The sequence below is a fragment of the Kitasatospora sp. NPDC094015 genome (genome assembly GCF_040304075.1).
GTDB lineage: Bacteria > Actinomycetota > Actinomycetes > Streptomycetales > Streptomycetaceae > Kitasatospora.
Window position 1 is genome coordinate 84,960 of the sequence record NZ_JBEOUL010000013.1, and the last position, 19,318, is coordinate 104,277.

The 19,318-nt window shown below is 74.5% G+C and carries 21 protein-coding genes; 12 read left to right on the forward strand and 9 right to left on the reverse strand.

Features of this window, described 5'->3' with window-relative positions:
* Positions 1-145: 145 nt before the first annotated feature.
* Entirely contained in the window at positions 146-1,549 is a 1,404-nt protein-coding gene (locus ABT014_RS17770) for a glycosyltransferase 87 family protein (RefSeq protein WP_350639734.1), read from the forward strand.
* Positions 1,550-1,637: 88 nt separating this feature from the next.
* Here the strand turns inward: ABT014_RS17770 and ABT014_RS17775 are convergent, their stop codons facing one another.
* Complete coding sequence (locus ABT014_RS17775) at positions 1,638-2,054, reverse strand: SsgA family sporulation/cell division regulator (RefSeq protein WP_350639737.1); 417 nt, start codon at positions 2,052-2,054, stop codon at positions 1,638-1,640.
* A gap of 215 nt (positions 2,055-2,269) precedes the next feature.
* Here ABT014_RS17775 and ABT014_RS17780 point away from each other — a divergent pair, with 215 nt between their 5' ends.
* The gene (locus ABT014_RS17780) at positions 2,270-3,793 is read left to right on the forward strand and encodes an RDD family protein (protein WP_350639739.1); all 1,524 of its coding nucleotides are present in this window, start codon (positions 2,270-2,272) and stop codon (positions 3,791-3,793) included.
* A gap of 89 nt (positions 3,794-3,882) precedes the next feature.
* The gene (locus tag ABT014_RS17785) at positions 3,883-4,599 is read left to right on the forward strand and encodes an RDD family protein (protein ID WP_350639741.1); all 717 of its coding nucleotides are present in this window, start codon (positions 3,883-3,885) and stop codon (positions 4,597-4,599) included.
* 83 nt (positions 4,600-4,682) lie between these two features.
* On the opposite strand, the gene ABT014_RS17790 is transcribed toward ABT014_RS17785, so the two are convergent.
* Positions 4,683-4,934 (reverse strand): hypothetical protein, encoded by a 252-nt coding sequence (locus ABT014_RS17790; protein ID WP_350639743.1) that lies wholly within the window; start codon positions 4,932-4,934, stop codon positions 4,683-4,685.
* 253 nt (positions 4,935-5,187) lie between these two features.
* Between ABT014_RS17790 and ABT014_RS17795 the strand changes: the two genes are divergently transcribed.
* From ABT014_RS17795 to ABT014_RS17815, 5 genes are all read left to right on the forward strand, one after another.
* On the forward strand, positions 5,188-5,925 hold the full coding sequence (locus ABT014_RS17795; protein ID WP_350639745.1) for an endonuclease V: 738 nt from the start codon (positions 5,188-5,190) through the stop codon (positions 5,923-5,925).
* A gap of 163 nt (positions 5,926-6,088) precedes the next feature.
* The gene (locus ABT014_RS17800) at positions 6,089-6,592 is read left to right on the forward strand and encodes a DUF2563 family protein (protein WP_350639747.1); all 504 of its coding nucleotides are present in this window, start codon (positions 6,089-6,091) and stop codon (positions 6,590-6,592) included.
* A gap of 70 nt (positions 6,593-6,662) precedes the next feature.
* Positions 6,663-8,117: a WXG100 family type VII secretion target gene (locus ABT014_RS17805; RefSeq protein ID WP_350639749.1), complete on the forward strand. Its 1,455-nt coding sequence runs from the start codon at positions 6,663-6,665 to the stop codon at positions 8,115-8,117.
* A gap of 130 nt (positions 8,118-8,247) precedes the next feature.
* A complete protein-coding gene (mycP, locus tag ABT014_RS17810) occupies positions 8,248-9,576 on the forward strand; it encodes a type VII secretion-associated serine protease mycosin (protein WP_350639751.1) in 1,329 nt (442 codons plus the stop codon).
* Positions 9,577-9,666: 90 nt separating this feature from the next.
* Complete coding sequence (locus ABT014_RS17815; protein WP_350639753.1) at positions 9,667-9,858, forward strand: hypothetical protein; 192 nt, start codon at positions 9,667-9,669, stop codon at positions 9,856-9,858.
* A gap of 10 nt (positions 9,859-9,868) precedes the next feature.
* Here ABT014_RS17815 and ABT014_RS17820 read toward each other — a convergent pair whose 3' ends face one another.
* Positions 9,869-10,432 carry a GNAT family N-acetyltransferase gene (locus ABT014_RS17820; protein ID WP_350639755.1) on the reverse strand — a complete coding sequence of 188 codons (564 nt, stop codon included), beginning with the start codon at positions 10,430-10,432 and terminating at the stop codon, positions 9,869-9,871.
* Positions 10,433-10,499: 67 nt separating this feature from the next.
* On the reverse strand, positions 10,500-11,018 hold the full coding sequence (locus tag ABT014_RS17825; protein WP_350639757.1) for a GNAT family N-acetyltransferase: 519 nt from the start codon (positions 11,016-11,018) through the stop codon (positions 10,500-10,502).
* A 130-nt stretch (positions 11,019-11,148) separates the two neighbouring features.
* Between ABT014_RS17825 and ABT014_RS17830 the strand changes: the two genes are divergently transcribed.
* Positions 11,149-11,679, forward strand: a complete 531-nt coding sequence (locus ABT014_RS17830; RefSeq protein ID WP_350639759.1) for a DinB family protein — start codon at positions 11,149-11,151, stop codon at positions 11,677-11,679.
* A gap of 21 nt (positions 11,680-11,700) precedes the next feature.
* Here the strand turns inward: ABT014_RS17830 and ABT014_RS17835 are convergent, their stop codons facing one another.
* From ABT014_RS17835 to ABT014_RS17845, 3 genes are all read right to left on the reverse strand, one after another.
* A complete protein-coding gene (locus ABT014_RS17835) occupies positions 11,701-12,846 on the reverse strand; it encodes a DUF2332 domain-containing protein (RefSeq protein WP_350639761.1) in 1,146 nt (381 codons plus the stop codon).
* Positions 12,847-12,949: 103 nt separating this feature from the next.
* Positions 12,950-13,402: a hypothetical protein gene (locus ABT014_RS17840; protein ID WP_350639763.1), complete on the reverse strand. Its 453-nt coding sequence runs from the start codon at positions 13,400-13,402 to the stop codon at positions 12,950-12,952.
* Positions 13,403-14,052: 650 nt separating this feature from the next.
* Entirely contained in the window at positions 14,053-14,574 is a 522-nt protein-coding gene (locus ABT014_RS17845; protein ID WP_350639765.1) for a hypothetical protein, read from the reverse strand.
* Positions 14,575-14,888: 314 nt separating this feature from the next.
* Between ABT014_RS17845 and ABT014_RS17850 the strand changes: the two genes are divergently transcribed.
* Positions 14,889-15,917 carry a hypothetical protein gene (locus ABT014_RS17850; RefSeq protein WP_350639767.1) on the forward strand — a complete coding sequence of 343 codons (1,029 nt, stop codon included), beginning with the start codon at positions 14,889-14,891 and terminating at the stop codon, positions 15,915-15,917.
* Positions 15,918-15,986: 69 nt separating this feature from the next.
* On the opposite strand, the gene ABT014_RS17855 is transcribed toward ABT014_RS17850, so the two are convergent.
* Together ABT014_RS17855 and ABT014_RS17860 are read right to left on the reverse strand one after the other, a co-directional pair.
* Positions 15,987-16,577 (reverse strand): isochorismatase family protein, encoded by a 591-nt coding sequence (locus ABT014_RS17855; protein WP_350639769.1) that lies wholly within the window; start codon positions 16,575-16,577, stop codon positions 15,987-15,989.
* 133 nt (positions 16,578-16,710) lie between these two features.
* Positions 16,711-18,051 carry a nicotinate phosphoribosyltransferase gene (locus ABT014_RS17860; protein ID WP_350639771.1) on the reverse strand — a complete coding sequence of 447 codons (1,341 nt, stop codon included), beginning with the start codon at positions 18,049-18,051 and terminating at the stop codon, positions 16,711-16,713.
* A gap of 134 nt (positions 18,052-18,185) precedes the next feature.
* Between ABT014_RS17860 and clpS the strand changes: the two genes are divergently transcribed.
* Positions 18,186-18,479 (forward strand): ATP-dependent Clp protease adapter ClpS, encoded by a 294-nt coding sequence (gene clpS, locus ABT014_RS17865; protein ID WP_350639773.1) that lies wholly within the window; start codon positions 18,186-18,188, stop codon positions 18,477-18,479.
* 43 nt (positions 18,480-18,522) lie between these two features.
* Positions 18,523-19,098, forward strand: a complete 576-nt coding sequence (locus tag ABT014_RS17870; protein WP_350639775.1) for a DUF2017 domain-containing protein — start codon at positions 18,523-18,525, stop codon at positions 19,096-19,098.
* Positions 19,099-19,318 lie beyond the last annotated feature (220 nt).

A 19,318-nucleotide genomic window follows, 5' to 3' on the forward strand; every position in this document is an offset into this window, starting at 1 on the left:
CCGCGGGGGCGGGGTCGTTCCGGCTGCCGCCCGGCTCCCGCGCCCGGCTCGTGCACCTGCCCGCGCGCGGCCCGCTTGCCCAGGCGCCCGCCGGGCCCCGTCGGGTAAGGTCGCAGGCTGGCCCCACCAGCGGACGGAGCACGATGTGAGCACGGTGCAAGAGGAACGCAGGACGCCCCCGCGGCGTCCCGAGCAGCCCCCTGCGCCGGCCGCCCGGCGCCGCCCGTTCGACGCACCGCTGGCCGCCCTGCGCGCGGCCCCGCGCCGCCCGCTGGCCCTCGCCACCGCGCTCGCCCTGGTCTCGCTGCTCTGCTACGCCACCGTCCGGCACTACGTCGGCACCTCGATGGTCGACATGATCGTCTACCGCGCCGAGGGCGCCGCCGTCGCCGACGGCCACGACCTGTACGCGCTGCGGGTCACCGAGTGGAGCCTGCCGGCCACCTACCCGCCGTTCGCCGCCATGCTGTTCGTGCCGACCACCTGGTTCGGCATCGGCTTCCTGCGGGTCGCGATCACCACCGGCAACGTCGCCCTGCTCGCCGTGCTCGCCCACCTCTCGTTCAAGCTGGTCGGCTGGCCCCGGCGCGAGCTGCGCCCGGTGGGCGTGGTGCTGATCGCCGGCCTCGGCGTCTGGCTGGAGCCGGTCTTCACCACCCTGCGCTACGGGCAGATCAACCTCGCCCTGGCCTGCCTGATCCTGTGGGACCTGACCCGGCCCGACGGCCGGCGCAGCAAGGGCGTCGCGATCGGCATCGCCGCCGGCATCAAGCTCACCCCCGGCCTCTTCGCGGTCTACCTGCTGATCACCGGCCGGGTCCGGGCCGCCTTCGTGGCCGGCCTCACCTTCCTGGCCACCTTCGCCCTGGGCGCCGCCGTCCTGCCCGGCGCCACCTGGGGCTTCTGGACCAAGTACCTCTACGACTCCTCCCGGGTCGGCAAGACCGAGATCGTCGACAACCAGTCCGTCCGCGGCGCCGTCGCCCGCCTGCTGCACAGCGCCGACCCCGGCACCCTCGCCACCCTGGCGAGCGGCACCGTCGCGCTGACCGGCCTCGCCATCGCCGCCTGGGCCCACCGCAGCAGCCGCTGGACCCCGCGTGCCGAGGCCTGGGGCATCTGCTGCGCCGCCGTCACCGCCGTGCTGATCTCCCCGATCAGCTGGACCCACCACTGGGTCTGGTGCGTGCCGGTGCTCGTCCTGCTGGCCGCCGAGGCCGCGCACGAGCGCTCCCGCCCGGCGGCCGTGCGGCGGATGCGCTGGCGTCCGATCCTGGCGGCGACGCTGCTGGCCTTCCTGTCCTTCGGCATGTGGATCGTCCCGCACAAGGGCGACCTCGATCTGCACCTGCCGCTGCTGCACCAGTTCCCCGCCGACGTGTACCCGATCGTGGGGATCTGCTTCCTGGCGCTGGCCGCGCTCCGGGTCAGGGCCCGCCGCAAGGCCGCGGGCGCGCCGCTGGCCGCACTGCCGCAGCAGCGGCCGGGCCGGGCGGCAGGCGCCGGGCGCCGGGCGGACGACGCCCCGCGCGAGTCGCAGCAGGCCTGACGGCGGCAGCGGCCGGCAGCCGCAGGCCGGGCCGGGGGCGCGGCGCACGGGGCATGATGCCGGGGGTACGGCGCACCGGGTGCCGGGCTCAGGCCAGCAGGTCGGCGAGCGAGCCGTCCAGGTCGAGCGCACCCAGCTCCGCGCCCGGCGGCACCAGCCGGTGCGCGCGCTCCAGCCAGGACGCCACGGTGGGCAGCGGGGCCTCCAGCAGCGCGTCCCCGGCCGGCGAGCTGAGCGCCAGGCACAGCACGCTGCGCCGCCCCGACCGGGTCGGCCAGATCCGCACGTCCCCCTGCCCGCAGGGGCGGAACGTTCCCTCCACCAGCAGCTCCCGGGAGAACACCCAGGTCACCGGCGTCCCGGTGTCCAGGTGGAAGGTGATGTGCACCGCGAACGGGTCGTGGCTCCCGTACGAGAGCCGGGCCGGGACGGGCACGCTGCGCTCGGGTGACAGCACCAGGTCGAGATCGAGCTCCTGCTCCACCACTCCGACGGACCGCTCCATGACCGTGTTCCTCTCCCTCACCGGAACGGGCTGCCGCTCAGCCCCTCCGGGAGGAGAGAGCACGCTGCACAGGATCTCTTACACACATTCGGGCGGGGTCTTTTCCGCCGAACCCGGCGGAAGCGCGCGGCCCAGGCACTACCCTTTGTGACTGCACGGCGACACTCCGCCTGCGTCAATCGACCCGGCCCGGTGCGGGCGCGAAGGAAGCACGGATGACGGACCGGCCATTCGCCGGCGGTGCGGACACGGCCGCCGGCCCGACGCCGGGCTACTACCCCGACCCCTCCATCCCCGGCTTCGTCCGCTACTGGGGCGGCGCCGGCTGGGTGCCCGGCACCAGCCGGCGGGCGCCGGCCGAGGGCGAGCACCTGCCTCCGCCGCACTTCGCCTCCCGGCAGGCGCCGCCGGTCGTCCCGCCCCGGCACATGCCGCCGCCGGTCGTGATCCCGGCACCGCCCGCGCCGCGGCTGCCCGAGCCCTCGGCGGACGGGGAGACCGGGCCGGTCTTCCTCGACCAGACCGGGGCCGGAGCCGCCTTCACCATGGCCCCGCAGGCCGAGCTGGAGCTGCGGGCGCGCGCCGCCGTCGAGCCGCACCGGCCGGCGGTCGTGGCGTCTGCCGCTGCCCCCGGCGCCCCTGCTGTCGTCGCGGAGGCGGTGGGGGTGGTCGAGGCCGACCCGGTGCCGGTGGTCCGCCGCGCGGAGCTGCTGCCGCTGCCGCCGCTCCCGGCGACGCCGGCGGACGTGTACGGGCCGATGGCGCCGGAGTCGGCGGAGTCCGGCTGGCGGGCCGACCCGGCGGCGCAGCGGGGGCTGCTGGAGACCGGGGCGGCGCCGCGGTGGGTGTCCTGGGGGGTGCTGGGGCAGGCCGGGAGCGGTGTCGCTGACGCTGTCGAGGGCACTGTCGATGATGCGCTGGAGGTCGAGGCGGCCGCGGCGGTCGGGAGCGCGCCCGAGGTGGCTCCGGAGCGGCCGGTGGCCGCCGAGCCGTCGCCGGTGGAGGTTCGCGCGGAGCCGGCTGCGGTGGAGTCGGTGGTGGTGAAGCCGGTGGCGGTGGAGCCGGCCGTGGAGGCTCCCGCTGTGGAGGAGCCTGCTGTGGTGCGGTCCGCGCCCGCGAAGCCCGCGCGTACGAAGGCTGCCACGGCGAGGCCTGCCGGTGCGGGGCCGGCGCCCGCCAAGCCTCGATCTGCCAAGCCGGCACCTGCCAAGTCCGCCGCCCGGAAGCCCGCGGCGCTGCGGCCCGCCGGGCTCGGGCGCCGCCTGTTCGCCCGGGCGGTCGACACGGTCGTGGTCGCGGTGGTCGCCGCCGCGGGGGCCGTCCCGCTCAGCGCCTCCGCGGTGGCGCACCTGCGGGAGAAGCTGGAGCAGGCCCAGGCCGAGTCCCACCAGACCGGCCGGGCCGTACAGGTCTGGATGGTCGACCCGGTGGTGGCCGGCAAGGCGGCCGCGTTGCTCGGCCTGCTGGTGCTGCTCGGGGTCCTGTACGAGGTGCTGCCGACCGCCCGCACCGGGCAGACCTTCGGCAAGCGGCTGGCGGGCATCAGGGTGGTCGACGTCAAGGTCCCGACCGGCCGTTCGAACCCCCGTCCGCCGCGACCGGCCCGCGCGCTGCTGCGCTGGCTGGTCGGCCAGCTCACCGCCCTGCTCGTGGTGGGCCTGCTGTGGCCGCTGCTCGACCGGCGGTCCCGGCGCGGGCTGCACGACCGGGCCGCGGGCACGCGGGTGGTGCGTGCCTGACCCGGGTTGACGAGCCGTCCGGAAGCGAAACGGGTCAAAACGGGTCAGATATCCCTAAAGCATGGTATTTGCGGTGTTCTACTCGGGTCATGAGCACCAACGACCCCTCAGGCCACGAGCAGGAGGGGGGCGACAAGCCCTCCTTCGACAAGCCCCCGCAGGCGGGTCCGCCCTCAGGTGCGCCGTCCGACCCGTACGGCACGCCCCCGCCCGCCGCCCCCGGCGGCAACCCGCACGACGCCCCGCCCGGCTACGGTGCCCCGTACGGAGCGCCGCCCGGCGGCCAGGGCTCCTCCTACGGGTCCCCGTACGGCTCGCCCTACGGCGCCCCGCCGCCCGGCGGCAGCCCGTACGGGCAGCAGGGCGCCGGCCCGGTGCCGGGGATGCCGCCGCTCGCCGGCTGGCCGAACCGGATCACCGCGAAGGTCCTCGACTTCGTGATGATGGAGATCCTGGCCATCGTGGTGTCGCTGCCGTTCTCCGACCTGACCCGGCAGAACGGCTGGATCGGCCCGATCTGGCTCGGTTACGCCTTCTTCCTGGTCTACGAGGGGCTGATGCTCGGCCGGGACGGCCAGACCGTCGGCAAGAAGCTCTTCAAGCTCCGGGTGGCCATGCTGGTCGACGGGTCCGCCCCCAGCAGCAACGCGGCCTGGACCAGGTCGGCCACCTTCGTGCTGCCCGCGGTGATCTGCTGCGGTGCGCTGTGGTGGCCGGTCGACGGCCTGTTCGGCGTCTTCGACAAGCCGTACCGCCAGTGCATCCACGACAAGGCCGCCAAGACCGTGGTCGTCACGACGGACTGACCACCCACGGACTGTCGGCCCGCAGCCTGTCGGTGCGAGGTCGGGCGCACGCCGCCCGGGGCAGCCGCCCCGGGCGCACCGCGTCAGCCCCGCCCGGCGTACTCCGGCCGCGGCAGTCCGGACGGCTCCCCGGACCCGGAGCCGGAGGCCCGCCGCCGCTGCGCGGCCACCGTCATGAGCAGCGCCGTGGTGAGCGTCCCCAGCGCGATGGCGAACACGACCAGCACGGCCACCTCGAACACCCCCGAGGAGCCGGAGACGGCGAGCAGGGCCACCGTGGTGGCGACGACGATCAGGGTGCCGGTGCAGAGCTGTGCGGTGGTGGGGCGCGGCATGGCGGTCAGTCCTTCGCGCGGGGGCGGGAGTTCGTACTCCTGACCTACCCAGGGCGGCAGGCCGGTAAGTCCAGCCTCACCAGGGTAATCCGCGGATCCGGGCATATGCAGAAGCACGAGGGGGCGCACGGGATCGTGCGGGCCGCCGGCCCCGCCGGCCGGTGCGCTCGGGTGCGGGCGGTGCGGCGGTCGGCAGGGGCGGTCGGTACGGCGGTCGGTACGGTGATCCCCGGACCGATCACCTGGGGGAACCGTGCCCGTACCCGCCGACTGGCCGAGCACCGAGGCCGGCGCGCGCGCCGAACAGGACCGGCTCCGCGCCCTGGTGATCCCGACCGGGCCCGCCCCGCAGCCGGCCGCCGGCGCGCTGGTGGCCGGCGTGGACGTCGCCTACGACGACGACCGCGACCTGGTGGTGGCCGCCGCCGTCCTGCTCGACCTGGCCACCCTGGAGGTCGTCGAGCAGACCACCGCCACCGGCCGGATCGCCTTCCCCTACCTCCCGGGGCTCCTCGCCTTCCGTGAACTCCCCGCCGTCCTGGACGCGCTGGCCGGGCTGCGGCACACCCCCGACCTGGTGGTCTGCGACGGCTACGGCCTCGCCCACCCGCGCCGCCTCGGCCTGGCCAGCCATCTCGGTGTGCTCACCGGCTTGTGCACCATGGGCGTGGCCAAGACCCCGTTCAGCTTCGAGCACCAGGCGCCCGGCGCCGAACGCGGCTCCGTCGCCCCGCTGCTGGACGGCGCGGAGGAGGTCGGCCGGGCCGTGCGCACCCGGCGGGGCGTCAAGCCGGTCTTCGTCTCGGTCGGCCACCGGATCGGCCTCGCCGAGGCGGTCGACACCACCCTCGCCCTCACCCCCGCCTACCGGCTGCCGGAGACCACCCGCCACGCGGACTCCCTGTGCCGCCGCGAGCTGGTTGCCGCCCAGCGGGCGTACGACACCCGGTCGGCGGGAACCAACCCCCAGGTGGACGCCGTCCACCGGTAGGCCACGACGGCGGCCGGTGGTTGGGGTACGAGGCGACGTTCTGACCCGGCGTCGTATGTGTTAGACATATGGGTTGAAGCTTGGCTGCGGCGGGTGGACGGCGGGCGGCGCGCCGCCCAGCGGTACCCGCCCCGCCACTCCGGTACGGGGGAGGTACGAGGACGTGAGCACGGGGACCGGATCGACGGGCGGTTCCGGCGCCGGCTACCGCGTGGAGGTGGACAGCCTGCGGGCGTTCGCCGCACAGGTGCGGGGTCTGCTGGGCGAGTTCCAGACAACGGCGGACGGCACACGGGTGCACGGGCAGAGCGGCGTCGGCGGCTCCGCCTTCGGCAGCTTCCCGGAGGCCCAGGCGCTGCACGAGCGGTACGAGCAGATGCGGGACGGGCTGCGCGACGTCCTCAACGCGCTCTACGACGCGATCGACGAGTCCCAGCGCAAGGCCGAGCTGACCGCCGTCAACTACGAGGAGCAGGAGCACGAGACCTCGCGCACCCTGCGGGTCGGCTCCGACGGCTGGTCGGTCGCCAACCCGTCCACGCAGAGCCAGGTCATCTACGGCACCACCACCAACGCCTCGCAGCCGCGGCCGGTGGGAACGTCCCCGACCGCTCCGGTGAGCACCGCGTCCCCCTCGGGCAGCGCCGAGCCGAAGCCGTCGTGGTGACCGGCGGCCGGGCCGGGGCGCGGTCCCGGCGGGGGAACGGGTTGGGGACGGAAACGGGAGGCGTCCGATCATGAGTGACTTCACCAACTTCCATGGCTACAGCCATGGCGACATGCGGAGCATGGTCCAGTCCATGGACTCCGGCGGCGTGATGGCCGCCAGCGACCCCTGGCGCAAGGCCACCGAGACGCTGAAGCAGATCCACGGCGCGCTGAACGTCGCCTCCGCGGACGCGACCTCCTCGTGGGAGGGGTCGAGCAGCAACGCCTTCTACTCGAAGATGACCAAGCTCTCGAACGCGGTGAACAACGCGGCCGCGTACGCGCAGGACGCCTCCGCGGCGATGCAGATGATGTCGGAGGCGATCGACACCGCCAAGCGGGACATGCCGGAGGAGCCCAGCTGGTGGGACAAGGCGGGCGACGCGATCGCCGACACCGCCGAGTCCACCGTCGGCATCAACGACGAGGACACCCGCACGTCCATCGCCGACGAGAAGAAGAACCAGGCGGTCGCGGTCATGGAGACCCTCGCCGCCAAGTACCGTGCGACGACGGCGTACTTGAAGCCGCCGACCAAGACGAGCATCAATGACGACATCGAGGACCTGCAGCCGCCGGACTCCGGGGGAGCCGCGGCGCTCGGGGCCTTGATCATGGGCGGCGGCATGGGCCTCTCGGGCGCCGGCCAGAGCAAGGGCGGCGTCGCCTCGGCCCCGCGGTCCTCCTCCGGTCCCAAGATCGGTGGGACGACCGCGTCGCCTAAGCCGACCACCCCCGGTCCGACCGATCCCGGGATCAAGGGCGGCATCGCCAACTCTCCGACCCGGCCCGCGTCTCCCGGGTCCACCGGTCCCGGCACGGGGATCGACGGTGTCCACGTCGGGACAGCCACGCCCAAGGGCGGCCCGCTGTCGCAGGGCACCGGTGGCGGCGGCCTCGGTGCCAACTCGGGCGGGCACGCCGGTGGCGTCGACGGCCGGGGCGGAGCGACCGGTGGCGGCATCGGTGGTGGCGTCGGGAGCGGCCGGGGCGGTTCCCCGGCGGGCGGCCAGCGCGGTGTGGCCGGCGGGTCGGGCGAGGGCTCCGGCTCGGGCCGGTCCGTCGGTGGCTCCGGGCGGTCCGGCGGAAGCGCCGGCGGTTCCGGTCGCGGGAACGGCAGTGCGTTCGGGGCCGGCGGGATCGAGGGCGAGCACACCAAGGCCGGCGGGTCCGGTGCCGGCGGTGGCGCGGGCGGCGCGGACCGCCGCTCCTCGTCCGGGCTGGTCCGCAAGAGCGGCGGGCTGGTCGGCGAGTCGGGCAAGGGCGGGGCAGGGCGGCAGGCCTTCACCGAGGGCGGCTCCGGCCTCGGCCGTGGCAGGGGCCAGGGCCCGGCCGGTCCGGACGGTGACGGCAGCGGTCTGCCCGGCAGCGGCCACGGCAAGAAGAAGGACAAGAAGCAGGCCAAGGACCGCCCCGACTACCTGGTCGAGGACGAGGAGACCTGGGCGTCCGGCGATCGGGTCAACCCCGACGTGGTGGACTGATCCGCCGGATCGGTCGGTGTTCCGCTCTTCCGGGCGGCTCGTACGGAGAAAGAGGTGACAGGACTTGGTGGTCAGGCGACCGGTGGGCATTGTGGCTGTTCTGGCCGCAGGAGCCCTGGCGTGGGGACCCGTGGCGGCACCCGCGTACGCGGACACCATTCGCGATGCCCAGTGGCCGTTGCAGAACTACGGTGCGGAGGCAAGGGTCTGGCCGACCAGCCAGGGTGACGGGGTGATCGTCGGCCTCGTCGACTCCGGCGTCAACCAGGACCACCAGGACCTCGGTGGCCAGGTGCTGCCCGGCACCGACCTGTCCGGGTCGCAGGGGGACGGGCGCACGGACACCCTGGGCCACGGCACCTCGATGGCCAGCATCATCGCCGGACACGGCCATGACGGGCAGTCGGGGATCATGGGGCTGGCCCCCAAGGTGAAGATCCTCCCGATCCGGGTCGCGCTGAACGAGTCCGGGGAGGCCCAGAGCGGGGAGACCAAGCTGGCCGAGGCGATCCGCTACGCCGCCGACCACGGCGCGAAGGTGGTCAACCTGTCGATCTCGGGCGGGTCCGCCGCCGACAGCGAGACCCGGGCCGCGGTCGAGTATGCCGTCTCGAAGGATGTCGTCCTGATCGCGGGCGCGGGCAACCTCGGCAACCACGGGAACCCCGTCGCCTACCCGGCGGCCTACCCGGGCGTGGTCGCGGTCGCGGCCGTGGACAAGGGCGGACTCGTCTGGGACAAGTCCAACAAGGGGCCCGAGATGACCCTCGCGGCGCCGGGTGTGGGTATCGCCAGTGCCGGGATCAAGTCGAACTCGGCCTACATCACCTCGAACGGCACCTCGGACGCCACCGCCTACGTGTCGGCGATCGCCGCGTTGGTGCGGGCGAAGTATCCCGAGTTGTCGGCGGGGCAGGTCATCAATCGGATGATCAAGTCGGCGGTGGCCCCGCCGGACAAGTCGGCTGTGCCGAACAGCAGTTACGGGTACGGGATCGCCTCGCCCGCGGCCGCGCTGGCGCCGAACCCGGCCGTGGACGGTGGGGCGAAGGAGAATCCGCTGCTGGGGCGGGCGGAGTCGCAGAAGGACTCCTCGGGCGCTCCGGCGAGCCCGCAGCCCGCGCCGAGCGGGTCGGCCGCCGGTGGTGGGCAGTCGGCGGGGGCCGCGCAGCAGGAGGACGGCGGGAAGAGCTTCCCGGTGGTTGCCGTGGTGGGCGGGGTCGTCGGGCTGCTGGTGGTGGTCGGGCTGGTGGTGTTCCTGGTGCGGCGGTCGCGCGGTGGGGGCGGGGGTTCCGGTGGGACCGGTGGGTCCGGGTACCCGCCGGCGCAGCCGCAGCAGCCCCAGGCGTACCCGCAGCAGCATCAGCCCCAGCAGTACCCGCAGCAGCAGTACTCCCAGCAGTACCCGCCGCAGCAGCCCCCCGCCGCCCCGCCGGGTGGCAATCCGTACCAGCGCTGACACGCCCACGGTCGGCGGAGGATCGTCGCTTGCGATCGGCCCTTCGGGTAAGAGATGGCTGGACAGTCGTCGCCTACCCGAAGGGCCGCCATGTTCAAGAAGCTCGCCGTTCTCGCCCTCCTCGCCTCGGCCACCACGGCCGGGGTGCTCGGCGCAGCCGCCCCCGCGTCGGCGGACGGGCCGAAGAACGCGCAGGAGGCGGCGGTCTGCCGGGCGCTGCTGCCGGCGGTGGTCTCCGGGAGCCTGACCGACGCGATCTGCGTGGTGCGCCCCGGCGGCTGAGCCCGTGCGCTCACGCCGGGGCGGGGCGCCACTCGGTGCGCAGGGCGGCCATCCGCAGGACGTCGTGGCGCTCGCCGTCCCAGAGCAGGGCCTGCCGGCTTCGTCCCTCGTGGACGAAGCCGGCTTTCTCGTAGGCGCGCACGGCGCGCGGGTTGTGCGCGAAGACCTCCAGCTCGACCCGGTGCAGCCGGACCTCCTCGAAGGCGTACCGCAGCAGCAGGACGGTGGCCTCGGTGCCCAGGCCACGGCCGGGGTGGCCGGCGGTCAGGGCGATCCGGAAGCCGGCCGACTCGGAGTCGGGGTCGAGGTCGTTGAGGGCGAGGTCGCCGAGGAAGGTGCCGTCGGCCGGGTCCTCGACGGCGAGGTCGAGCCGGTCGGGGCACCCGGCTCGCTCGGCGCACCAGGTGCGGATGGACTCCAGGGTGAACTCCCGGCGGGTGCCGGTGAGCCGGCGGACCTCCGGGTCCAGGGTGGACCGCCAGAGGGCCTCGGCGTGGCGCGGCGCGAGCGGGGCGAGGCGGACCAGGCGGCCGTCGATGGTCGGCTTGTCGAGCAGGGCGGCATGATTGATCACGCGCCCGTTCTACGCCCCGCCGGCCGGCCGGGCCAGCGGATTTCGCGCGGCGGGCGGAGGGTGCCCGTCAGTCCCGGCCGAGCGGCCGGGCGAGCCAGAGCTCGGCGTACGGGTCGTCGCCGAAGGGCTCGGTCGGGCGGTAGCCGAGGCGGATGTAGAGCGCGATCGCCTCGGTGAGGTCCTTGCGGGTGTTGAGCAGCATCCGCTGCGCGCCGCGGGCCTGGGCGGCCTGTTCGGCGGCGCCGATCAGCCGGGCGCCGGCGCCGCCCCGGCGGGCCGTGGTGCGGACGTAGACCCGGGTGAGTTCGGCCCGTTCGCCGTCCAGCCAGTGGATGCCGGTGCAGCCGAGCAGGGTGGCGCCGGACCGGGCCACCAGCAGGGTGCCGCGCGGCTCGAACAGGTCGGCGATGTCGTTCGCGAAGGTGTCGATCTCCGTCGTGGTGGCGGGGCGCCGGTAGTAGCGGCTGACCAGCTCGTCGGTGTACTCGCGCAGCAGGACGGTGGCGTCCGGGTGGTCGGCCGGGACGGGGGCGACCTCCCAGGCGGCGGGCGGCGGTACGGGGGCGGGCGGGAGGATGCTGGTCACACGGTCCATTCTGCGGCGCCGGGCAAGTGGATTTCGGCCGTCCGCGGGCGGGTGCCGGTGGCGGCATCTTGTGGGCGGATGGCGGCCGCGACACTGGTGGCGGGCCCGGCGCGGGGGCCACTCTGGAGCCATGATCACTCCTGATACCAAGGACTGGACCTGGGTCCTGGAACGCGCCTGCGCCGACTGCGGCCTGGACACCCCGGCGGTGGCCCCGCAGGCCGTCGCGGGCTTGGTGCGGGCCAACGCGGCGGCCTGGGTCGACCTGCTCGCGGCCGACCCGGTACGCCTGCGGGAGCGCCCGGAGCCGCAGGTCTGGTCGCCGCTCGAGTACGCCTGCCACGTCCGGGACGTGTTCCGGCTGTTCGACCTGCGGCTCGCCCTGATGCTCGACCGCGACGATCCGGAGTTCCCCAACTGGGACCAGGACGAGACCGCCGTCGCCGAGCGCTACGACCAGCAGGACCCGGCCCGGGTTGCGGCCGAACTTGCTTCGGCAGCTGAGGTGTTGGCCGCCCACTTCGAGCAGGTCGACGGTACGCGGTGGGAGCGCACCGGCCGGCGCAGCGACGGGGCGCGGTTCACGGTGGCGTCCTTCGCCCGCTACCTGCTCCACGACCCCGTCCACCACCTCCACGACGTCACCGGCGCACCGGCCTGAAGACCGGCCCTGCCCGGCCGGTTAGCGCCCCGGTTCCCCGGCGGCGGGCAGGAGTCGGGCCGGCAGGCCGTGCGGGGCCGCCTCGGCCAGTACCCGCTCCGGCTCCCGGCCGGCCCGGACGGTGAGCACGAAGCGGACCATCCCGCCGTCGCGGCGCGGCTCGAAGGCGAGGTGCGCGAACGGGGCCGCGGCCGTGGACTGCTCGGCCAGCCGCTCCAACTCCGCTTCCACCGCCGCCCATTCGGCGGCCGGGACGTACTGCCGCATCACCGAGTGCCAGACCACGGTCAGCGCGCCGTCCGCGACCCGCACCCCGCGCAGGAAGTCCGCCGCGCCCTCGGCCTCGACCGGGGCGGGGATCCGCGCCGCCAGCCGCAACGCGCCCTCCAGACGGGCGGCGCGGGCGGGCTGGTCGGGCCAGAGGTACGCGCGCAGGGCGAGCGCGCCCTCGGCGGAGCGCGGGTCGATCGGGGCGGGGTCGCAGCCGCGCCGTTCGGCGAACTCCAGTGGCGGCGCCGCGGTGGGCGGGGTGCCCTGCCAGGCGTCGGTGAGCACCACCGGCGAGCCGGCCGGCCCGTACGCGAAGCCGGGGGCCTCGCAGCGGAAGTGGTCGGCGAGCAGGTTGAGCCCGGCGCTGGAGCCGAGCTCGAAGAGCCGGACCGGCCGGGCCCGGCCCGCCAGGACGTGCAGCAGGCCGGCGACGAGCAGATTGGCCCGGCCGACCTCGTTGGTCTGCGGCGGCCTGGTCAGCCAGTCCCGGACCCACGGCAGGTTGTCGGCGACGGCGGCACGGAAGGCGGGCCAGGCGGCCGCCGGACGGGCGGGGTCGAAGCGGCCGCCGGCGCTCGGGTAGTGGAGGGCCAGCTCGGGCACGCGCCCGGTGAGCACCAGGGCGTGCACCCCGCCCAGCAGGCGCAGGGCGACCGCGGCGCCCGCCGGGTCGGCCTCGTGCCCGGCCAGCGCCGCCGCGCACGGGCCGCCGGCGGCCAGGTCGAGGGCGACCTGGTCCAGCAGCGCGGCGTAGAGCGGCGAGCCGAGTTCGGCGCAGGCCTTGGCCTGCTGCTCGACCAGGGTGACGGTGTGCACGAGGGGGGAGGCGGCCGGCCGCGCGGAGGGGAGGGGGTCCCCCGGCTCGCCGGGTGCGGCCGCGGTGGGGGCTGGTGACATGCGGGGCTCCGTTTCCGTCGACTGGGATCATCATTCGCCCGTCGACGGGCCGTCAGGACGGGGCACGCGGGTGATCCCGGTCACCGGCCGCGGTCGGCGACCGTCAGAGTTCCTCGCCGGGGCTGCTGCGGCGGGCGTGCCGGAGGCGGCCGGTGATGCTGGCGGTGTCGGTGCCGATCACATCGGCGATCTCCGGGGTGGCGAGCCCGACCACGTAGTGCAGGATCGCCAGGTCCTCGTCGGCCGGTCCGGGCCGCAGACCGGTCGGGGTCGAGCCGGCCCGCTGCTCGGCGATGGTGGTGCGCAGGATCTCCCAGGCGGCCGCGGTGGGGTTGGGGCCGACCAGCACCTCGGACCAGACCGAGGCCAGGCAGCCGAGGGCGTGCCGCACCACCGCGGCGGCCTGGTCCGGGTCGGCGAACCAGACCCGGGCGTAGCTCAGGTAGCGGGGTCGGTGCAGCTCGCAGAAGGCACCGAACTCCACCGGCATGCCGGGGAAGTCCGCGGTCCTGGTCGCAGCCGCCGGTTCTTCGGCCTGGACATGACGGTCAGTCACATCTGCCTCTCGATCTGCTCGGGGCGGCGGGGCGGCGCACATTCCGCTCACTCTAGGCCCTCGCCCCGCTGCATCGGGTGACAAGTCCGTTGAGATGACCGGGACTGGGGCCCGATCCGGCCGATTCGCTGACATGCGGTCAGATCTGTGCCATGGCGCCGGCGGTGGGCGGGTCACGGCTGGTCAGCGATGGTACATCGGCGCCGGTGACGGGCGCTTCGCCGTCTCGGCGCGGGCCGTGCGGGGGTGTTCCGGCGTTCACGGCGCCGGGCGGTGGAGGGTGGCGCAGGCCGGCGGCGCCGGCGCGCGGGGCGATGGGAGGGGCGGCCGGATCGGCCCCGAACGAGTGGTTCTCGCCGCGCCCGGACTGACGGCGGCGGGTGGGCGCACCCGTGGGGCGCGCTCGCGGGGTGGGGGCGCGCAGGCCCGGGACCGGGTCGCGCGGCAGGTGCCGAGGAGCGGGTGAACGGGTGTCGAGGGGCGGGGTCGGACCGTGGCGCGGCGGGTGTCGGGCCGATCGGGGGCCTGACGGGCCCTCAGGGCTGCGCGCGCGGGGCCGGACCTGTGGCCGTGCGCCTGGTCGCGCCATCGCCGCGTGCGGGCCTCCCCCTGGCCCGCTGCGCCGCCGCTCCTCCCTGGCGGGTCACTCCTCAGGACGGGCGACCCGCCGGGCTCACTTCGCCGCCCGTGCTGCCGACGGCCCGCGCGCAGGCCTGCTGCTCGGCCAGGTGCGCCTGCCGGGCCGAGGCCGCTGCGGCGGAGGCGGCCACCGCCGCAGCGGCGGCCGCTGCCGGGGCGGCCTCCCGCCTGGTCTGGCCGGGGATCCCCAGCGTCGGCCCGGTCCGGCGGCTGCGGGCGGACTCCTCGGCTGCCTCGACCGCCTCCCGCGCGGCGAGGTAGGCCTGGACCGCCGCCATGCCGTAGACCGGCTGGATCAGCTGATGTCCCTTGAAGAAGGGGCGGGCCGGCGCGAAACCCGCCGCGATCACCAGGTCCCGGATCTCGGTTATCTCCTCCTCCGTCCGCGCGGTGAAGCGGACCTCCCAGCCCTTCTTGTATGCGCGGCCGTCCTCGCTGTTGCGGCGGGCGAGGTCGGGTCGGCGGACGTAGCCGGGCAGTCGGCCGAGGCGCAGCTGGGCAGTGCGCCGACCGGTGGTTTCGTCACGTGGCATGAGCTGATGTTAGGCAATCGCCGGGGAGGGGTTGACTCCGGGTTGGTGCTTCACCGTGCGTCGCCCGTCACCCTCCGTCATGATCACCTGGTCGGCGTCCTGTGGCGGTTCCGGTTGCGGCAGCGGCCATTACGTTGAAAATCGGATGGTACCTGCCAAGTCCGATCTAATCCGGCAACTGAATGAACGTCCTATCCGCCGAATGAGTGAGGGTATGGGGACTTTAGTGCAGACCAGTCCCGTTTTCGCGACGGTTGGGTAACAGGTCGTCAGGTCGGGGGTGCCGGGGCGGGGCGGTTGGGGAAGGTGTCGGCATGAGCTACCAGATCCCTTCCCAGTCCCTGTCCCTCGAAGAGCTGGCCAGGCGGCAGCAGAACGTGATCACGGCCAGCCAGTTGCGCGCCCGCGGCGTGCCCACCCGGGTGGTCAGCGAACACTGCCGGCGCGGCGGGCCCTGGCAGCGGATGCTGCCCCGGGTGTACCTGCTGCAGGAGAGCGGGCCGACCCCCGAACAGCGGATGTGGGCCGCGCTGCTGTACGCCGCGCAGAACGGGCGGGACGAGGGCGGCCGGGAGGGCGCGGTGATCACCGGCGCGGCGGCCCTCGCGCTGTACGGCTTCGTCTCGGTGCCGCGGCTGCCGGCCGTCACCGGGGTCGAGGTGCTGGTGCCCCGACAGCGCCGGCTGCGGGACGCCGGGGAGGTCCGGATCCGGCGCACCGAGCGGGAGTTGGTCGCGCGCTCGGTGCACGGCCTGGCCTGTGCCCCGGTCGCCCGCGCGGTGGCCGACGCGGTGCGCGAGTGGACCGACGCGGGCGCCTTCGACAACGGGATGATCGGTCCGGGCCTGCTGCGCTCGGTGCTCCGCGAGGCCGTCGCCCGGATCGAATCCGCCGGCGCGCTGCGGGAGTTGTCCGCCGAGCTGGCCGAGGCCGGGCTGCTCGACGAGCCGCGGGTGCGCGCCGCGCTGGACGAACTGCTCGCCACCGCGCGGGAGTCGGTGCTGGAGCGGATCGGCGAGCTGGTCGACGAGTGGCTGCTGCCGGCCCCGCTGACCGGTCCGGAGCTGCGGATGCGCGGCGGCACCTACGTGGCGGTGCCGGACCTCTACTGGCCCGAGGTCGCGGTGGCCGTCGAGGTGGACTCGGACCTGCGCTGCGTCAGCGAGGGCGAGGCCGCCTGGGTGCGCGGCGGCCAGCACCGGATGGAGTACCTCGGGGTGCGGGTGGTGTACGTCTGCGGCGAGCGGCTCGCCGCCGAACCGGAGGCGGTCGGCAGCGAGCTGCGCGAGGCCTTCCGGGCCGGCGGCGAGGACGTGGTCGAGCTGCTGGTCACCGAACGCTGAGCCGCCGGGACCGGCCCGGACCACCGGCTCGACACAGGATCGAGCAAGCACCACCGGCTCGATGCAGGATCAACCCAGCACCACCGGCTCACCGACCAACTCGACTCCGGCCAGCCGGAGTTCCTCCAGGGCCGCCGCCGTCGTCGGGGCGGCCACCGCAGCCGTCAGGTCGAGCAGGACGCGGGTGGCGAACCCCTCGCGCGCGGCGTCCAGCGCCGTCGCCCTCACGCAGTGGTCGGTCGCGATGCCGACCACGTCGACCTCCGACACCGTCCGTGACCGCAGCCAGTCGGCCAGGCTCTCCCCGTTCTCGTTGCTGCCCTCGAAGCCGCTGTACGCGGCCGAGTACGCGCCCTTGTCGAAGACCGCCTCGATCGCGCCCGAGGTCACCGAGGGCGCGAAGTTGGGGTGGAATCCGACCCCCTCGGTGCCCGCCACGCAGTGCACCGGCCAGGAGTTGACGAAGTCCGGCTCGGCCGAGAAGTGCGTGCCCGGGTCGATGTGGTGGTCGCGGGTGGCGACGATGTGGGTGTAACCGGGGGCGGACTCGGCGATCAGGTCGGTGATCGCGGCGGCGACCTCGGCACCGCCGGACACGGCCAGACTGCCGCCTTCGCAGAAGTCGTTCTGCACATCGACGACGATCAGGGCGCGGTGCATGGCTTGGCTTCTCTCGTTGTGGTCGCGGGTCGGGCCCGGGGGCCGGGGGTCGGGAACGCTCCGGTCTGCGAGCGCCGGGGTAATGAACTCTAGGGAGTGACGCGCGTAGGCGGAAGGTCCGCGGCCGGCGCGGTCAGACTCCGACCGGCAGACCGGCCGCCGCGGTGGCGGGCTGCTCGGTCACGATCACCGGCTCACCCTTGGACAGCTGGGTCGCCGAGAGCGGCAGTGCGGCCAGTGCCCGGCGGTGGCGCTCCCGGGCGGCCTCCAGCGGCTCCCGCCCGACCACCTCGCCGCCGGTCACCAGCGGCACCTGGAGCAGGTGCCCGGCGAGCTCCGCGGGCACCGGGCCGAGCCCGACCACCTCGGCCTCGGCGACGCCGTCCGCGTCGGGGCGCCGGGCGGCCCACTTGCGTCCGCCGACGCTGCTCTTGCCGCCGGCCGAGCGCTTGGCCACGGGCACCAGCTCGCCGTCCGGCCCGCCCTCCCGGGCGACGAGCTTGTAGACCATCGCGCAGGTCGGGTGCCCGCTGCCGGTGACCAGGCTGGTGCCCACCCCGTACCCGTCGACGGGGGCGGCGGCCAGCGCCGCGATGGCGTACTCGTCCAGGTCGGAGGTGACGATGATGCGGGTGTCGGTGGCGCCCAGCTCGTCCAGCTGGCGGCGGACCCGGTGGGCCAGCAGGGTGAGGTCGCCGGAGTCGATCCGGACCGCGCCCAGGCCCGGTCCGGCCACCTCGACCGCGGTGCGCACGGCCTCGGCCAGGTCGTAGGTGTCCACCAGCAGGGTGGTGCCCCGGCCCATCGAGTCGATCTGGGCGGTGAAGGCGTCCCGCTCGCTGTCGTGCAGCAGGGTGAAGGCGTGTGCCGCCGTACCGGTGGTCGGGATGCCGTACGCGAAGCCGGCCTCCAGGTCGGAGGTGGCGCCGAAGCCGGCGATGTACGCGGCCCGGGCGGCGGCGACGGCGGCCTGCTCGTGGGCCCGGCGGGCACCCATCTCGATGCACGGGCGGTCGCCGGCGGCGGAGGTCATCCGGGAGGCCGCGGCGGCGATCGCGGAGTCGTGGTTGAGGATCGACAGGATCAGGGTCTCCAGGATCACCGCCTCGGCGAAGCTGCCCTCGACCCGCATCAGCGGGGAGCCGGGGAAGTAGACCTCGCCCTCCGGGTAGCCGTGGATGTCGCCGGTGAAGCGGTAGTCCGCCAGGAAGCGCAGGGTGGGCTCGTCCACCACCCGCTGGTCGGCCAGCCAGTCCAGCTGCGGGGTGGTGAAGCGGAAGGCCTCCACCGCGTCCAGCACCCGGCCGGTGCCGGCCATCACGCCGTAGCGGCGCCCGTTGGGCAGCCGCCGGGTGAACACCTCGAAGACGGAGCGGCGGCGGGCTGCGCCACTGCGCAGGGCGGCCTGGAGCATGGTGAGTTCGTACCGGTCGGTGAGCAGCGCGGTGGACCGGCTCGCGGTGATGGCGTCCATGAAGATGATGCTACTACCACTTAGCGTCAGTTTGACGATTTCCCTCGTGCGTGTTGACCCGGATTCGCCCGTGCGTCGCCCGGATGGAAGCATGAGGGGCAGAGGAAGTCGTGTCGGGTGAGGGAGAAGCAGCCGTGAGTGTCGCCCCGGTGGAGATCGAGCGCCCTGAGGTCGAGGGCCTGCCGGTGGCGGAGCCGGACACCCCGTGGGTCACCATCGTCCACAACGACCCGGTCAACCTGATGAGTTACGTCCAATACGTGTTCCAGGCCTACTTCGGCTACCCGAAGGACAAGGCCCGGGAGCTGATGATGGACGTGCACACCAAGGGCCGGGCGGTGGTCTCCAGCGGCACCCGCGAGGAGATGGAGCGCGACGTGCAGGCGATGCACGGTTACGGACTGTGGGCGACGCTCCAGCACGACTGACCCTCCCCCCCTCCACCACAAGCAGACAGGCTGATCAGAACTCATGGCTGGGTTGTTCGAGAGCGCCGGCGGCGGCAGTGCGGCGATCGCGCTGGACGAGGTCGAGGCCTCCATCCTGCGCACGCTGGAGGTGCAGATGCTGGAGCTGATCGGCCCCGGTCCGGGCGGGGCGGGCGAGGACCCGCTCGCGGCGCTGTTCGCCGAGGGGCCGACCGAGGCGCCCGCGGACCCGGCGCTGGCCCGGCTGTTCCCGGACGCCTACGGGGAGCCGGGTGAGCAGGCCGACGCGCAGACCACGGCGATGTCGGGCGAGTTCCGCCGCTACACCGAGGTCGACCTGCGGACCCGCAAGCGCGAGGACGCGCTGGCCGTGATCCGCTCGCTGGACGGCCTCGGGGAGGACGGCGGCCTGCTCCGGGTCGACGCCGACCAGTGTCCGCGCTGGCTCGGGGCGCTGAACGACCTGCGGCTCACCCTGGGCAGCCGGCTGGAGGTCTCCGAGGAGGACGAGGAGGGCCTGTACGCGCTGGCGGACACCGACGAGCGCAAGCCGCTGGTGATGGCCTACGTCTGGCTCGGCCACCTGCAGGAGACCCTGCTGGAGGCGATGGCCGGCTGAGGCCGGCGCGCGCCGCCCGCGCGCGCCGCGCGCCCCACGCCCTGTGCCCCGGAGCTCGAGTGCCCGGGGCACCGCCGTGTCCGGGAGGCGGCGACCGTGTCCACATGCTGGGCCGGCAATCGCCCGATTTCCGGCAAACCGGTTCATGTCCGTACCTGTCATGCTCAAATACCGCTCAGATACCCACCGGTATCCGGTCATATCGTGGTACGACTTCCAC

Coding starts and splice junctions, on each gene's coding strand:
- ABT014_RS17775 (WP_350639737.1), bottom strand. CDS start 2,054: ATGGAGCGGTCCGTCGGAGTGGTGGAGCAGGAGCTCGATCTCGACCTG.
- ABT014_RS17835 (WP_350639761.1), bottom strand. CDS start 12,846: ATGTCACCAGCCCCCACCGCGGCCGCACCCGGCGAGCCGGGGGACCCC.
- ABT014_RS17860 (WP_350639771.1), bottom strand. CDS start 18,051: ATGGACGCCATCACCGCGAGCCGGTCCACCGCGCTGCTCACCGACCGG.
- ABT014_RS17815 (WP_350639753.1), top strand. CDS start 9,667: ATGTTCAAGAAGCTCGCCGTTCTCGCCCTCCTCGCCTCGGCCACCACG.
- ABT014_RS17805 (WP_350639749.1), top strand. CDS start 6,663: ATGAGTGACTTCACCAACTTCCATGGCTACAGCCATGGCGACATGCGG.
- ABT014_RS17855 (WP_350639769.1), bottom strand. CDS start 16,577: ATGCACCGCGCCCTGATCGTCGTCGATGTGCAGAACGACTTCTGCGAA.
- ABT014_RS17850 (WP_350639767.1), top strand. CDS start 14,889: ATGAGCTACCAGATCCCTTCCCAGTCCCTGTCCCTCGAAGAGCTGGCC.
- ABT014_RS17830 (WP_350639759.1), top strand. CDS start 11,149: ATGATCACTCCTGATACCAAGGACTGGACCTGGGTCCTGGAACGCGCC.
- ABT014_RS17785 (WP_350639741.1), top strand. CDS start 3,883: ATGAGCACCAACGACCCCTCAGGCCACGAGCAGGAGGGGGGCGACAAG.
- ABT014_RS17870 (WP_350639775.1), top strand. CDS start 18,523: ATGGCTGGGTTGTTCGAGAGCGCCGGCGGCGGCAGTGCGGCGATCGCG.
- ABT014_RS17780 (WP_350639739.1), top strand. CDS start 2,270: ATGACGGACCGGCCATTCGCCGGCGGTGCGGACACGGCCGCCGGCCCG.
- ABT014_RS17845 (WP_350639765.1), bottom strand. CDS start 14,574: ATGCCACGTGACGAAACCACCGGTCGGCGCACTGCCCAGCTGCGCCTC.
- ABT014_RS17790 (WP_350639743.1), bottom strand. CDS start 4,934: ATGCCGCGCCCCACCACCGCACAGCTCTGCACCGGCACCCTGATCGTC.